Origin of the sequence: Streptomyces sp. (assembly GCF_050698815.1) — a bacterium.
Taxonomy (GTDB): domain Bacteria; phylum Actinomycetota; class Actinomycetes; order Streptomycetales; family Streptomycetaceae; genus Streptomyces.
On sequence record NZ_JBOHCV010000763.1, the window covers coordinates 1 to 14,065 of the forward strand.

The 14,065-nt window shown below is 70.2% G+C and carries 16 protein-coding genes and 1 pseudogene; 10 read left to right on the forward strand and 7 right to left on the reverse strand.

Translation table 11 applies throughout. The features are described 5' to 3' along the window. The 3 genes from ACRDP3_RS27165 to ACRDP3_RS27175 all read right to left on the reverse strand — a co-directional run. A partial coding sequence (locus ACRDP3_RS27165; RefSeq protein WP_431519674.1) for a pyridoxamine 5'-phosphate oxidase family protein occupies positions 1-139 on the reverse strand: 139 nt, incomplete at its 3' end. Between the two features lie 67 nt (positions 140-206). Next, positions 207-1,049 (reverse strand): DUF427 domain-containing protein, encoded by an 843-nt coding sequence (locus ACRDP3_RS27170; protein ID WP_431519660.1) that lies wholly within the window; start codon positions 1,047-1,049, stop codon positions 207-209. A gap of 52 nt (positions 1,050-1,101) precedes the next feature. Beyond that, the gene (locus tag ACRDP3_RS27175) at positions 1,102-2,334 is read right to left on the reverse strand and encodes an acyl-CoA dehydrogenase family protein (protein WP_431519661.1); all 1,233 of its coding nucleotides are present in this window, start codon (positions 2,332-2,334) and stop codon (positions 1,102-1,104) included. Positions 2,335-2,489: 155 nt separating this feature from the next. Here ACRDP3_RS27175 and ACRDP3_RS27180 point away from each other — a divergent pair, with 155 nt between their 5' ends. From ACRDP3_RS27180 to ACRDP3_RS27205, 6 genes are all read left to right on the forward strand, one after another. Continuing rightward, positions 2,490-3,134 carry a TetR family transcriptional regulator gene (locus ACRDP3_RS27180; protein ID WP_431519662.1) on the forward strand — a complete coding sequence of 215 codons (645 nt, stop codon included), beginning with the start codon at positions 2,490-2,492 and terminating at the stop codon, positions 3,132-3,134. A gap of 152 nt (positions 3,135-3,286) precedes the next feature. Beyond that, entirely contained in the window at positions 3,287-4,525 is a 1,239-nt protein-coding gene (locus tag ACRDP3_RS27185) for a MurT ligase domain-containing protein (protein ID WP_431519663.1), read from the forward strand. Between the two features lie 30 nt (positions 4,526-4,555). Next, positions 4,556-5,287 (forward strand): type 1 glutamine amidotransferase, encoded by a 732-nt coding sequence (locus ACRDP3_RS27190; protein ID WP_431519664.1) that lies wholly within the window; start codon positions 4,556-4,558, stop codon positions 5,285-5,287. Between the two features lie 76 nt (positions 5,288-5,363). Continuing rightward, complete coding sequence (locus tag ACRDP3_RS27195) at positions 5,364-6,314, forward strand: cytochrome c oxidase assembly protein (RefSeq protein WP_431519665.1); 951 nt, start codon at positions 5,364-5,366, stop codon at positions 6,312-6,314. Between the two features lie 112 nt (positions 6,315-6,426). Continuing rightward, a complete protein-coding gene (locus tag ACRDP3_RS27200) occupies positions 6,427-6,585 on the forward strand; it encodes a hypothetical protein (RefSeq protein WP_431519666.1) in 159 nt (52 codons plus the stop codon). Between the two features lie 88 nt (positions 6,586-6,673). After that, positions 6,674-7,399: a lysophospholipid acyltransferase family protein gene (locus ACRDP3_RS27205; protein ID WP_431519667.1), complete on the forward strand. Its 726-nt coding sequence runs from the start codon at positions 6,674-6,676 to the stop codon at positions 7,397-7,399. A gap of 107 nt (positions 7,400-7,506) precedes the next feature. On the opposite strand, the gene ACRDP3_RS27210 is transcribed toward ACRDP3_RS27205, so the two are convergent. Beyond that, a complete protein-coding gene (locus tag ACRDP3_RS27210; RefSeq protein WP_431519668.1) occupies positions 7,507-9,165 on the reverse strand; it encodes an alpha/beta hydrolase in 1,659 nt (552 codons plus the stop codon). A gap of 311 nt (positions 9,166-9,476) precedes the next feature. Next, the gene (locus tag ACRDP3_RS27215) at positions 9,477-10,136 is read right to left on the reverse strand and encodes a TetR/AcrR family transcriptional regulator (RefSeq protein WP_431519669.1); all 660 of its coding nucleotides are present in this window, start codon (positions 10,134-10,136) and stop codon (positions 9,477-9,479) included. A gap of 106 nt (positions 10,137-10,242) precedes the next feature. On the opposite strand from ACRDP3_RS27215, the gene ACRDP3_RS27220 reads away from it, so the two are divergent. Beyond that, complete coding sequence (locus tag ACRDP3_RS27220; RefSeq protein WP_431519670.1) at positions 10,243-11,259, forward strand: ABC transporter permease; 1,017 nt, start codon at positions 10,243-10,245, stop codon at positions 11,257-11,259. 246 nt (positions 11,260-11,505) lie between these two features. Further along, positions 11,506-12,456, forward strand: coding sequence for a M28 family peptidase (locus ACRDP3_RS27225; RefSeq protein WP_431519671.1), 951 nt, complete (start codon positions 11,506-11,508; stop codon positions 12,454-12,456). A gap of 20 nt (positions 12,457-12,476) precedes the next feature. On the opposite strand, the gene ACRDP3_RS27230 is transcribed toward ACRDP3_RS27225, so the two are convergent. Continuing rightward, complete coding sequence (locus ACRDP3_RS27230; RefSeq protein WP_431519672.1) at positions 12,477-12,779, reverse strand: type II toxin-antitoxin system Phd/YefM family antitoxin; 303 nt, start codon at positions 12,777-12,779, stop codon at positions 12,477-12,479. Between the two features lie 59 nt (positions 12,780-12,838). On the opposite strand from ACRDP3_RS27230, the gene ACRDP3_RS27235 reads away from it, so the two are divergent. Then, entirely contained in the window at positions 12,839-13,477 is a 639-nt protein-coding gene (locus ACRDP3_RS27235) for an ATP-dependent Clp protease proteolytic subunit (protein WP_431519673.1), read from the forward strand. Between the two features lie 6 nt (positions 13,478-13,483). After that, the gene (locus ACRDP3_RS27240; protein ID WP_431519675.1) at positions 13,484-13,795 is read left to right on the forward strand and encodes a hypothetical protein; all 312 of its coding nucleotides are present in this window, start codon (positions 13,484-13,486) and stop codon (positions 13,793-13,795) included. Positions 13,796-13,816: 21 nt separating this feature from the next. Here ACRDP3_RS27240 and ACRDP3_RS27245 read toward each other — a convergent pair. Next, positions 13,817-14,065 (reverse strand): annotated as a pseudogene (locus ACRDP3_RS27245) (8-amino-7-oxononanoate synthase); the annotation flags it as partial.

The following is a 14,065-nucleotide window of genomic DNA, read 5'->3' on the forward strand; positions in this document are numbered from 1 at the left end:
CGAACGATCCGGCGAGCCCCTTCGGCGAGACGTTCACGTGGCCGTCGCCGGCCAGTGGGGCGGTCGCCGTGAAGAAGACGGGCTGTTCCTCGATGAAGGCACGCAAGCGCTCGTCGATGTGTGCGTAAGTCTTGCCCATACGCGCATTGTCGGTGCGGAAGGAACCTTGTGAGTGCGGAATCTGCGAAGGCGTTCAGACAGTGACGTCAGCCGACGGGCGTGCCGTCGACCAGGGTCTGGATGCCGTCGGCGAGGAAGCAGAGGTGTCCCGCGATGCGGCGTACTCCGTCCAGCGGCTCCGGATAGCACCACGCCGCGTCCTCGATCACGGTGTCGCCGATGTGCAGGGTGCGGTAGGAGGCGTGGCCCTTGTAGGGGCAGATGGTGTGGGTGGCGCTGGGCAGCAGCAGTTCGGCGGGGACGTCGCTCATCGGCAGGTAGAAGCGGTTGGGCAGACCGGTCTCGGAGAGCAGGAGCGCCCGCCGGCTCTCGGCGATGTCGTGGCCCGCGGCCATGATCCGCACGTGCCGGCTCGTGGGCCGTACGTCGACGCGGTGGTACGGGTCGCGGATGTGCCCGGTCACTTCGTCGTCCTCGTCGAACCAGGCGTCCATGGCCGACCAGTAGACCGCCGCGTGTCCGGTCAGCCAGCCCGCGGTGTCCAGCGGATCCGGATAGCTCCACACGGCGTTCTCGGCGAGACGCTCCCCCGCACGTACGGACCAGTAGTGGGCGTCGCCCTTGAAGGGGCAGTGCGTGCGGTGGTCGGTCGCTTCGAGCAGTTCCTCGCGCAGATCGGTGCGCGGTACGTACAGCTGGGGCAGCAGGTTGCTCTCGTGCAGCAGTTTGGCGTCCGTGCTGTCGAGGACTGTCCGGCTGCCCAGCAGGGCGCGCACCCGGCGGGGGAAGGGCTCCCAGAGCAGCCGGTGAGCCGGGCCGTCGATCCGGTAGTTGGCGGTCTCCGGGGGCCGCGATGCGAGCGGTCCGCCACCAAGCGTGAGCGACATGGTCTGCGCCTCCAGGACGGCCTGACGGTGATGTGCCGTCACCACTGTCGCACCGCCCGGCGCCGGGAGGGTGGTGCGACAGTGCACAGGCCGGTCAGCGGATGGCGGTTCCGGAGACCGTACGGGCGATGACCAGGCGCTGGATCTCGCTGGTCCCCTCAAAAATCGTGTAGATCGCGGCGTCCCGGTGCATGCGCTCGACCGGGTATTCGCGGGTGTAACCGTTGCCGCCGAGGATCTGCATGGCCTGGGCGGTGACGCTCTTGGCGGTCTCGCCCGCGAAAAGCTTCGACATGGAGCCCTCCGCGGACTCGAACGGCTTGCCCGCCGCCGCCATCCAGGAGGCCCGCCAGACCAGCAGCCGGGCGGCGTCGACGCGGGTGCGCATGTCGGCGAGCTGGAAGGCGACGCCCTGGTTGTCGATGATGGGGCGGCCGAACTGGACCCGGGTCTTGGCGTAGTCGAGCGCGACCTCGTACGCGGCCCGGGCGATGCCGACGGCCTGTGCCGCCACCGCGGGGCGGGACGCCTCGAAGGTGGCCATGGCCGCGTTCTTCACCCTCTCGCCGCCCTTCTTGGCGCGCTCGCGGGCGCGGGCGAAGCGCTCGTCGAGTTTGTCCTTGCCGCCCAGCAGGCAGTGGCCGGGGACGCGCACATCCTCCAGGACGACCTCTGCCGTGTGCGAGGCGCGGATGCCGTGCTTCTTGAACTTCTGGCCCTGGGAGAGGCCGGGGGTGCCCGGCGGGACGATGAAGGAGGCATGCCCCTTGGAGCCCAGTTCGGGGTCGACGACGGCGACGACGACGTGGACGTTGGCGATGCCGCCGTTGGTTGCCCAGGTCTTGGTGCCGTTGAGCACCCACTCGTCCTTGCTCTCGTCGTAGACAGCGCGGGTGCGCATGGCCGAGACGTCCGATCCGGCATCCGGCTCGGAGGAGCAGAAGGCGGCGACCTGCACGTCGTTCGCGTCTCCGTACATCTGCGGTACCCAGGTGCCGATCTGCTCCTCGGTGCCGTTGGCCAGCACGCCGACGGCGGCCAGTCCGGTGCCGACGATGGACAGGGCGATGCCCGCGTCACCCCAGAACAGCTCCTCCATCGTCATGGCGATGCCCAGACCGGTGGGGTCGAAGAACTGCTGCGCGTAGAAGTCGAGGGAATAGAGCCCGATCTTGGCGGCCTCCTGGATGATCGGCCATGGCGTCTCCTCGCGCTCGTCCCATTCGGCGGCGGCCGGACGGATCACATCCGCGGCGAATCCGTGTATCCAGTCACGGATCTCCTTCTGGTCGTCGTTCAGGTCGAGTGCGAATCCCGGGTCACCCATGGCCGGTCCTCTCAGCAGGTAAGTTACCTATGGTAATGGAAGTCTGTTACTGGCCAGTAGCGAATGTCAACTCCCGTCACCCTCCGGCCGTCCCGTTCTCCGGGTGTTACGTTTCGCAGGGCTAAGCGAGTAGAAACGGGCGGGGAGGCGCACCCATGGAGACCACACAGCGGGCAGGTCGGCGCAGCGCCGCGGACCGGCGCCGCAAGGAACTGCTGGAGGCAGCCGACCGCGTGGTACTGCGCGACGGTCCAGGGGCGTCGATGAACGCGATCGCCGCCGAGGCGGGCATCACCAAGCCGATTCTCTACCGGCATTTCGGGGACAAGGACGGGCTTTACCGGGCGCTGGCGGTGCGGCACACGGACGCCCTGCTGGACGCGCTGCGAGCCGCGCTGGACGCCCCCGCGGACCGGCGGAGGCGGGTCGAGGCCACCCTCGACACGTATCTGGCGGCCATCGAGGCGCGGCCGCAGGTCTACCGCTTCCTGATGCATCCCGCCGAGGGCGGTTCGGCGGGCGACCAGGGTTTCGACGTCGGCCAGCACTCCGCTCCGCTGCTACGGCGGTTGGGCGAGGAACTCGCCAAGGTGATAGAAGAGCGCGTCGACCTGGGGCCGGACGGCGAAGAGGCGGCCCGGGTATGGGGGCACGGAATCGTCGGCATGGCGTACGCGGCCGGGGACTGGTGGCTCCGGGAACGGCCCTGTTCGCGGGCTCAGTTGGTGAGCCACCTGGCTGATCTGCTGTGGGGCCGGCTGGCGGAGGCCGGGGACCGGGCCGGCGCACCGGGCTTGTGAGGAAGGCATTTCGGCGTACGAACTCAGGCGGGCCGAGCGCCACTCGCCCCGCGGCGGGCAGGCCGTACCGAGGTCAGGCAGTGAGGCGGTTCGGGCGGAGCGCCGGACCTCGGTAGGCTGCTCCCGACCGAGGGGCAAGGAGGACCAGGACGATGGCAGGCAACACGGAGCCGCTGTCGCCGCGGGCGAGGCTGGCCGTGACGGCGGGCAGAGCCGCGGCGGCGGTATCGCGAGCCGCGGGTCGCGGCAGCGGATCGGTGATCGGCGGCAAAGTAGCACTCAGACTCGACCCCGACCTGCTGGCACAGGTGGCCCATCACCTGGATGTGATCCTGGTGTCGGCGACGAACGGCAAGACGACCACGACCCGCCTGATCGCGGAGGCGCTGCGCGCCAACGGCGGCGTGGTCTCCAACGCGCTGGGCGCCAACATGCCCGCCGGGATCACCTCGGCGCTGGCGGGCGGATCGGACGCGCAGTACGGCGTGATCGAGGTGGATGAGAAGTACCTCGCCACAGTCGCCCGTGACGTGACCCCGAAGGCCATCGCCCTGCTGAATCTCTCCCGCGACCAGCTGGACCGGGCCGCGGAGACGCGGATACTGGCCGAGCGCTGGCGCGAGGGCCTGTCCGGTTCCAAGGCCGTGGTGATCGCCAACGCGGACGACCCCCTCGTGGTCTGGGCGGCCTCCTCCTCGCCGAACGTGGTCTGGGTGGCCGCCGGCCAGGAGTGGAAGGACGATGCCTGGTCCTGTCCGGCGTGCGGTGGTGTCATGCAGCGCCCCGGCGACGACTGGTTCTGCGCGGAGTGCGGTTTCCGTCGGCCGACGCCGAGTTGGGCGCTCTCCGGTGACCAGGTGCTGGACCCGCACGGGTCGGCGTGGCCGATCAAGCTGCAGCTGCCCGGCCGGGCGAACAAGGCGAACGCCACCACCTCGGCCGCGGTCGCGGCGGCCTTCGGGGTGCCGCCACAGGTGGCACTGGAGCGGATGCACGCGGTGACGGCGGTCGCAGGCCGCTACGACGTGGTGACGTACCTGGAGCGGGAGCTGCGGCTGCTGCTGGCGAAGAACCCGGCCGGCTGGCTGGAGACCTTCTCCCTGATCGACGCTCCCCCGGCGCCGGTCATCCTTTCGGTGAACGCCCGCGGCGCGGACGGCACCGACACCTCGTGGCTGTGGGACGTGGACTACTCCCGGCTGGCGGGGCACCCGATCTGCGTGATCGGGGACCGGAAGCTCGACCTGGCGGTGCGGCTGGAGGTCGCCGGAGTCGACTTCGAGGTGTTCGAGAGCGCCGAGGAGGCCGTACGGGCGTGTCCGCCCGGCCGGATCGAGGCGATCGCGAACTACACCGCGTTCCAGGATCTGCGCCGCGTCGTCGGAAACTGACCCATCGACCCGCTCAAGGAGTTGGCGAGCATGAGTGACACGGGCCTGCGGGTGGTGTGGGTCTATCCCGACCTGCTCAGCACCTACGGAGACCAGGGCAACGCACTGGTGGTGGAGCGGCGCGCGCAGCAGCGCGGGCTGTCGGTGCAGAGGACCGACATCCGGTCGGACCAGCAGATCCCCACCTCGGCGGACATCTATCTGATCGGCGGCGGCGAGGACCGGCCCCAGCGGCTGGCGGCCGAACGGCTGCTCCGGGACGGCGGGCTGCGGCGGGCCGTGGACAACGGGGCGATCGTCTTCTCCGTCTGCGCCGGCTACCAGATCCTGGGCAAGGAGTTCGTCAACGACCTCGGCGAACCGCAGCAGGGCCTCGGCCTGCTGGACGTGGTCAGCACCCGCGGCGAGGCGGAGCGGTGCGTCGGTGACGTACTGGGGGATGTCGACCCACAGCTGGGGCTGCCGCAGCTGACCGGGTTCGAGAACCACCAGGGCATCACCCATGTGGGACCCGCGGCACGGCCGTTGGCCCAGGTCCGGCTGGGCAAGGGCAACGGCAACGGCGACGGTACCGAGGGGGCGTGGAACGACACGGTCTTCGGCACCTACATGCATGGCCCGGTGCTGGCGCGCAACCCGCAGATCGCCGACCTGCTCATCAAGCTGGCGCTGGATGTCAACGCTCTGCCGCAGGTCAACGACCAGTGGTATGAGGCGCTGCGCAAGGAGCGGATCACCGCGGCGGTCCAGCCCGCCGCCTGACGCCACCCCCCGGACCGCCGCGCCGAAGGGAACTTCTACGCTGTGGGGACGGATCGGCGCGAACCGGGAGACGGCGATGGACCACGGCGGACACGGCACGAACATGGAGCTGCCGCCGTTCACTCTTGGCCGCGGGCTGGAGTTCACCGGCGAGCCGTTCTTCCTGGTGGGCTGCCTGCTGGCACTCGGCCTCTACGCCGCTGCCGTGGTGCGGCTGCGGGGCCGCGGCGACGGATGGCCGGTGATGCGTACGGTCGCCTGGGTGCTGGGCGTGCTGACGGTGGGCCTGGCGATGTGCACGGGCCTCAACGAGTACGGGATGGTGCTCTTCAGCGTCCACATGGTGCAGCACATGGTGATCAGCATGCTCTCTCCGATCCTGCTGCTGCTGGGTGCGCCCGTGACGCTGACGCTGCGGGCGCTGCCGTCCGCGGGGCGGGGACGCAAAGGGCCGCGGGAACTGCTGGTGGCCCTGCTGCACGGACGTCTGCTGCGGGTGACCACCCACCCCGCGTTCACGATCCCGCTGTTCATCGCGAGTCTCTACGGGCTGTACTTCTCACCACTGTTCGACTTCCTGATGGGGTCGACGACAGGGCACCGGGCGATGATGGTGCACTTCCTGCTGGTCGGCCTGGTCTTCTTCTGGCCGATCATGGGGGTGGATCCCGGACCGCACCGTCCCGGTCATCTGATGCGGATGCTGGAACTGTTCGCCGGGATGCCCTTTCACGCCTTTTTCGGGATCGCGCTGATGATGGCCTCGGAACCGATGATCGCCACTTACGCGCACCCCTCGCCGTCACTGCGGGTGAGCGCGCTGTCGGATCAGACGGCGGCGGGCGGCATCGCGTGGGCGTTCAGTGAGATCCCCTCGGTCCTGGTGCTGATCGCGCTGGTCTTCCAGTGGCACAACTCCGAGCAGCGGCAGGCGCGGCGCCTGGACAGGGCCGCGGACAGGGACGGCGAAAAGGAGCTGGCCGCCTACAACGCGTACCTGGCGTCGCTGCAGGCCAGAGGGCAGTGACGTCCGGGCAGTAGCGCGGCGGGCCGTGGGAGAGGGACCATGAAGTCGTGGCGCGGCCCCATTTCGTACGGAATCCCCGTCACTGACCGGGCCGCCGGGAGGAGGTTCTGCGATGCCTGACTCCGCGAAGGCTCTGACGGTATGCACGGTGACCGCTCTGGTGGTCGTGACCGCCTACACGGTGACCCTGGGAGGGAGCGGCTGGCTGTGGTTCGCGTGGGTGGTACTGGGCCTGGTCACTCTGGGAGCGCACACGGCACGGCGGAACTGAGCCGGTCCCCGGTGGGGCCCTCTCCCCCGGCTCCAGGCCAGGGACTACTCTGCGATCTCACCGGAACGCATGGGGGAAGGCCTTAAGCGTGTTCTATCACTTGTTCAAGTATGTCCTGCTGGGGCCCCTGTTGCGCCTGTACTTCCGACCACGGATCGAAGGGCTGGAGAACGTTCCGGAGGAGGGGGCGGCCATCGTGGCCGGCAACCACCTCTCCGTCTCCGACCACTTCCTGATGCCCGCGATCGTCCCGCGGCGGATCACGTTCCTGGCGAAGGCGGAGTACTTCACCGGCCCAGGGCTGAAGGGTCGTCTCACCGCGGCCTTCTTCCGGAGCGTGGGCCAGATCCCGGTGGACCGGTCGGGCAAAGGCGCGGGCCAGGCCGCCATCGACGAGGGGCTGGGCGTTCTCCGCAAGGAGGAACTGCTGGGCATCTACCCGGAGGGGACGCGCTCGCACGACGGGCGGCTGTACAAGGGCCGGGTCGGCGTCGCGGCGATGGCACTCCAGGCAGGTGTGCCGGTCATCCCCTGCGCGATGGTGGGGACCTTCGAACTGCAGCCGCCGGGACGGAAGATGCCCCGGTTCGGCCGGGTGACCATCCGGTTCGGCGACCCGCTGGACTTCTCCCGTTACGCCGGGCTCGAGAGGGAGCGTACGGCCCTGCGCGCCGTCACCGACGAGATCATTCACGAGATTCTTCAGCTGTCGGGCCAGGAGTACGTCGACTTGTACGCGCCCGACGCCAAGGCAGCGCAGGCGCAGGAGCGCACCGGCCGCGGGGGGCGGCGGGGAGACGGCACGAAGCCCTGAGCACGGGCGGCCGCGGGACGCACGAAGAGGGACGGCCGGAATCCGGCCGTCCCCCTCACATGGTGCGGGTGGTGCGGGTCATGCGGATGGTGCCCGGCGTCCGCGCGTCACGGAACGGCCGGGAGCTGGGCGGCCTTCGTCTCGGCGTCCGCCGCGCTCCTGGCCGTGGGCTTCTCCGGAACCGGCGTGGCGTGCGGCCCGCAGGTCGCGTCCTTGGCGCCGGCCTCGCCGTCGAGGAGGTAGGCGTCGACGCGCTTGTTGAGACAGGGGTTCTTGACGTTGGTGATGCCGTGCGAGCCCGCGTCCCGCTCGGTGATCAGGCGGGAGCCCCCGAGGCGCTTGTGCAGCTCGACGGCGCCGGCGTACGGGGTGGCGGCGTCACGCGTGGCCTGCATGATCAGGACGGGCGGCAGCCCCTCGTCCGCACCGACCTCCAGCGCCCGCTGCTGCTTGACCGGCCAAGTGGCACAGGGCAGATTCATCCAGGCGTTGGACCAGGTGAGGAACGGGTACTGCTCGTGCAGCCGGGTGTTGTCCCGGTCCCACTTGCGCCAGCTGGTCGGCCACTTGGCGTCGGTGCACTCGACGGCCGTGTAAACGGCGTTGCCGTTCTCGGAGTCCTTGTTGCCCGCCGTATCGGACATGTCGGGAGCGGCGGCGTCGATCAGGGCCTTCTCGTCACCCTTGAGGTAGGCGGACCAGACCGCGGCGACCTCGGCCCACATCTGGTCGTAGTAGGGCGCGCCCGTGAAGAAGCCCAGGAGCTCGGCCGGACCGACCACGCCGCCGATGGGCCGCTTCTTGGCGGTGGCGCGCAGCTTCTCCCACTGCTTGTCGACCTTGGCCGGGGTGTCGCCGATGCCGTACGCCTCATCGTGCTTGGCGACCCACTTCGTCCAGTCCTCCCAGCGCATCTGGAAGGCGACGTCCTGGTCCAGGTTGTTCTGGTACCAGATCTGGTCACGGGAGGGGTTGACCACGCTGTCGACGATCATGCGGCGGACATGGGTGGGGAAGAGGGTGCTGTAGACGGCGCCGATGTAGGTGCCGTAGGAGACACCGAGGAAGTTGAGCTTCTTGTCGCCGAGCGCGGCACGGATGACGTCCAGGTCGCGCGCGGTGTTCGGCGTGGTCATGTGCGGCAGGAGGGCGCCACTGCGCTCCTCGCAGCCCTCGGCGTACTCCCTGGCCAGCTTGCGCTGGGCGGCCTTGTCCGCCTCGTCGTCAGGGACCGGGTCCTGCTTCGGCGCCTTGACGAACTCCTGCGGGTCCATGCAGGAGATGGGTGCGGAGTGTCCGACGCCTCGGGGGTCGAAGCCGACGAAGTCGTAGGCCCTGGCCGTTTTCGTCCACAGCGGGTTCTTGCCGGTGATCCGTGCGGGGAAGGCCATACCGGAGCCGCCGGGCCCGCCCGGGTTGTAGATCAGGGAGCCCTGCCGGTCGTCCTTGCCGCCAGTGCTCCGGGCGCGGTCGACAGCGATCTTGATCGTGCGGCCGCCGGGCTTGGCGTAGTCGACGGGGACCGTGACGAAGCCGCACTCGATCGGTTTCTCGAAGCCCCAGTCCTCGGGGCAGTCCTTCCAGTCGATGCCCGCCTCGGCGGCGCGGGCGGCGGCGGCCTTCACCCCGCGTGCCTCGGAACCGCCGGGTTCGGGCCGATCGGAGGTTCCGTCGGCGAGGGCGGACGGGACGGTGATGACGCCTGCTATGAGCGCTGCGGCGGCAACGGCGCCGGCGGCACCGATCCCTGCTTTACGTCTGTTCACGTGGGGGCTCCCCCTGAGTGGCTGGCCGCTGAGAGCGGCGGTGATCTTTTGATCACGGTCGTGTGAGGCGGATCCTTCCGCCCCACACTCGGGAGGGGACTGGTCGTTTGATGATCTTTACCAAGTCGTGAATCTACCGGCGCCGCCCAACGGGCGCCTCAGGTGAAGGGCATTGGAGGCAACGGCGGCGACGAGGAAGGCACGCCCGGCCAATGGAGTGAGGGGCACGAGCCGGGCCGGGAAATCGGGCTTCAGCGGGTGCGTCCGGGAAGTCCGGGCGGATGACCGGAAGTTGCGCGAACGATGCGACGTCAGCGTGCCGCCGTCCCCGTCTGATCGGCCGGCCCCGCCCGGTGCGCGTCCGGCACGCGCATGGAGACCAGCGCCCGCAATCCCTCCTGGAACTCGGCCGGTTCCATACCGCCGAAGAGTGCCTGCTGCACGAAGTACCCCTGCACCGTGGCGATGAGCGTGCGCGCCAGGTATTCGGAGTTCGCCTCCGGGTCCACCCAGCCCCGCGCCTGATAGGCCTCGATCAGCTGCACCCACTGTGCGCGCAAACCCTCATACCCCTTGGTGAGTACCCGCGCCACCTCAGGATTGCGCAGAGTCTCACCCCACACCTGCATCAGCAGCTGAGGCAGCGCACGCTGATCGGCCGGGTCCCCGAGGAACTCGCGCAGCCGGCCGAGGACCGACCCGAACAGCTCGTCGGGAGTCGGCGGCGGGTCCGCGGCGGTGATCATCGCGTACGACTCGCGTACGCACTCCAGCGTCTCGGCGGCGACGGCGGCGACGATCTCGTCCTTGCTGCGGAAGTAGCGGTAGACGGCTCCAGCAGAGAGGCCCACCTCCCCGAGGACGTCCTGCATGGACGTGGCGTGGAAGCCGTTACGGGTGAAGCAGCGACGAGCACCGTCGAGGATCTGACGGCGGCGGGCGTCGAGGTGCTCCTGGGATACGCGGGCCATGCGGGAAGAGTAAAACGAACATTCCTTCTTGACAAGAAAGCTTCACGACGGGACGGTGAGGTTGCAAAACGAACGATCCTTCTATCAATCGAATCGGGGGCACGTCATGCCCGCTCCGTCGGTCCCGCGCTCTTCGCCGCCGCCCACCCGTCGCCTGATCGCGGTTCTCGTCCTCACGCCGCTGATCGTCACTCTCGCACTGTGGGCCTTCGCCTGGCCCGCCGCCCGTACCGCGCCCCGGGAGCTGCCGGTCGGCGTCGCCGGGCCGCCGGCCGCCACGGCCCCCGTACAGCACCAGCTCGCTCAGCGCGGCGACGCCTTCGAGGTGCACCGGTACGGCGACGAGACCGAAGCCCGTGCCGCCATCGAACGGCGTGAGATCTACGGCGCCGTCGTCGCCACAGCCCAGGGCCCGCGGGCGCTGACCGCAAGCGCCGCGAGCCCGGTGGTCGCCCAGCTGCTGCGGGAGACCGTCACCCAGCGGTCCACGGCTGAAGCCGAAGCGCGTGCCCACGATGTGGTCGCGGCCCCGGAAACCGACCCGCGGGGCGCGGCGCTGAGCGCGAGCGTGCTGCCGATCGCCCTCGGCGGAGTAGCCGCCGGCGCATTGGTGGTGCTGCTCGGCCTGCGCGGTGGGCGCGCCGTGGCCGGGCTGCTGGGTGCGGCGGTCCTGGTCGGGGTGGCCGCGACCGCGATCACCGACAACTGGCTGGGGGTGCTGAGCGGCGACTGGTGGGCGGAGGCGGCCTCCATCGGACTGACCTCGCTCGCCGTGAGCGCGACCGTGGCGGGACTGGCCGCGCTGATGGGGCCGGCCGGCATCGGGCTGGGGGCACTGGTCATGGTGCTGCTCGGCAACCCCTTCTCCGGCGTCACCTCGGCGCCCGAGATGCTGCCCGAACCGGTGGGGGCGGCCGGGCAGTGGCTGCCGCCCGGTGCGGGCGGCTCGCTGCTGCGGTCGGTGAGCTTCTTCGACGGCCGCGCCGCGGACACACCGGTGCTGGTGCTCACGGTCTGGGCGGTGCTCGGCCTGACGCTCCTCACCGTCGGCGGGCTGCGCGCACACGGCGAGAAGACCCCGGCTCCTCCCGGGGCAGCCGGGGTGCCCGTACCGGCGGCCTGACCCGCCGGCATCGACCGGCCGTGCGCCGTCTGCTCTGTGGCGGACAGACGGCGCATGGCCTTCGCCCGCGTCCTCCCGGCCGTGGCCGCCACGCGCTCCACGGCGTCTCCCGCGTATCCGCATGCCGCAACACACCGTCCGGTAAGCGCTCTTGACGGCACGCCTGCGCACGCAGGATTCTCATGCTCACGTCACACCAGGCAGGTTCGCTCCGCACCACTCCCCCCACACCGCATGGAGCCCCGAGTGATACGCAAAGACAAGCGCCGAACTCTGATCGCCGCGACCGCCGGCACCGTCCTGACCGCCTCGCTGCTCAGCGCGACCGGCGCGCAGGCCACAGTGGCCAAGTCCGCCGCCGCGCCCGACATTCCCGTCGCCAGCGTGCAGCAGGACCTCAAGGATCTGCAGTCGGTCGCCGAGGCGAACGGCGGCAACCGCGCCCACGGCCGGCCCGGCTACAAAGCCTCCATCGACTACGTCAAGGGCAAGCTGGACGCGGCCGGATTCGAGACCAGCGTCCAGGAGTTCGACGGCGGTGGCAGCACCGGATACAACCTCGTGGCCGACTGGCCGGGAGGCGGCGCCTCGGGCGAGACCGTGATGGTCGGCTCGCACCTCGACTCCGTCAGCGCCGGCCCCGGCATCAACGACAACGGTTCGGGCTCCGCCGGAATCCTGGAGGTCGCCCTCGCGGTCGCCGCCGCCGACCTGAAGCCGGGCAAGCACCTGCGCTTCGCGTGGTGGGGTGCGGAGGAGCGGGGAATGGTCGGCTCGCGGCACTACGTGGACAGCCTGCCCGGCGGCGAACTGGACCAGATCGGCACCTATCTCAACTTCGACATGATCGGCTCGCCCAACGCGGGTTACTTCGTCTATGACGACGACGCCGCCGTGCAAAGCGTCTTCAAGGACTGGTTCGCCGCCAAGGACATCGCGACCGAGACCTCCTCGGAGGTGGGCGGACGAAGCGACCACGCCTCGTTCAAGGCGGCGGGTGTCACCGTCGGCGGCACCTTCACCGGCGCGGGCGCGACGATGACCCAGGCGCAGGCGCAGAAGTGGGGCGGCGCCGCCGGCGAGGCCTACGACAGCTGCTACCACTCGGCCTGCGACGACGTCTCGAACATCAACGAGAAGGCACTCGACCTGAACACCGACGCGATCGCGAACGCCGTCTGGCAGCTCAGCTCGTAGCGCGCACGCGCGTCACAGGATCAACTCTCCCGGCCCGGCCGCCCTTCCCCGGCGGCCGGGTCGCGGTGCTGGGCGGCGATGCCGAAGCGCCGGCGTTCACCGGTAGCGGACGAGGCGTCGCGCACGGTGGAGACGGTACTGATCACGCCCTCCTCGGCCGCAGCGCCGGCATCCTGCAGTCTCTCCAGGTCAGCAGCCGACACGAGCGCCACCAGAGGCTTGCCGTGCCGGGTCACCACCACGCGTTCGCCGCCGTAGACCACTCGGTTGATCAGGTCGGCGAGTGCCGCGCGTGCTTGCGTCACCGGAATCTCGTAGGGCATGGTCCCAGCATAACGTCATGTACGTCCTGTACATTTTTGACAGAGGGAGAGGTGGCCCCATGCCCTGCCGACCGACTGCCCGTCATGTCCTGCCGGAGCTGACCGAGCGCACGAGTAGCGGCGCGCGGACCATGGACCCCTACTCGAAGCTGCTGGACGAGCGGATCATCTTCCTCGGCACCCAGGTCGACGACACCGCCGCGAACGACATCATGGCCCAGCTCATCCACCTCGAGGCCGCCGCGCCGGACCAGGACATCTCGCTCTACATCAACTCTCCCGGCGGCTCCTTCACCGCGATGACCGCGGTCTACGACACCATGCGGTTCGTCTCCTGCGACATCGAGACCGTCTGCCTGGGCCAGGCCGTCTCCGCCGCGTCCGTGCTGCTCACCGCCGGGGCGCCGGGCAAGCGCATGGCCCTGCCCGGTGCACGGATCCTCATCCACCAGCCCTCCTTCGCCGAACCGGTGCAGGGACAGGCCGACGACCTGGCGATCCAGGCGAGGGAACTGCTGCGCCGGCGCGCACTGCTGGAGGAGCTCTACGCACGCCACACCGGCCGGCCGCTGGAGACCGTCCGGGCCGACATCGAGCGCGACAAGATCTTCGACGCCGAGGCGGCGATGGCGTACGGGCTCATCGACCGCCTGACCGTCAGCCGCAAGCACCCCCGCGCACAACGCACCCTGGGGTGAGGCGTGTTGCCGCCGCCCGAACTGCCGCCGCTGCCCGCACTGACCCGCGCCGAGTGCCAGGTCATCGACAGCTATCTCGAGGTGCTCGATCTGCTGGGCCGGATCAATCCGGCCCGGGGGGAGGGCACATACCGCGGGCTACGGGCGGCGCAGGCCCTGGTGAGCAAGGCCGCTGCGCTGCGGGACGCGCTCGCGCTGATGCACGAGCGCGGCGAGCACGAGCTGCACAGCGGGACGCTGGTACGGGCGCTGCGCCTGCTGGACGGTGAGCGGCGCTCGTCCCTGGTCACGCTCCCCCCGGGCGCGCCTCCCGAGTGAAACCGGGAGGGGTGGCCGCGCTCAGGCGGGTGTGACCGGCGCGGTCCGGGCGATCGTGCCGACCGCGGCGGCCAGTTGGGCGTCGCTGAGGTCCGCCCGCGCCGTGAGCCGCAGCCGGGAGATACCGTCCGGCACCGACGGCGGCCGGAAGCAGCCCACGTGGAGCCCGGCAGCGCGGCAGTCCGCGGCCCAGCGCACGGCGGCGCCGGGCGACGGCGCGCGGACGGAGACGACCGCGGCGTCGGGCCGGGTCGCGTGCAGTCCGGCGGC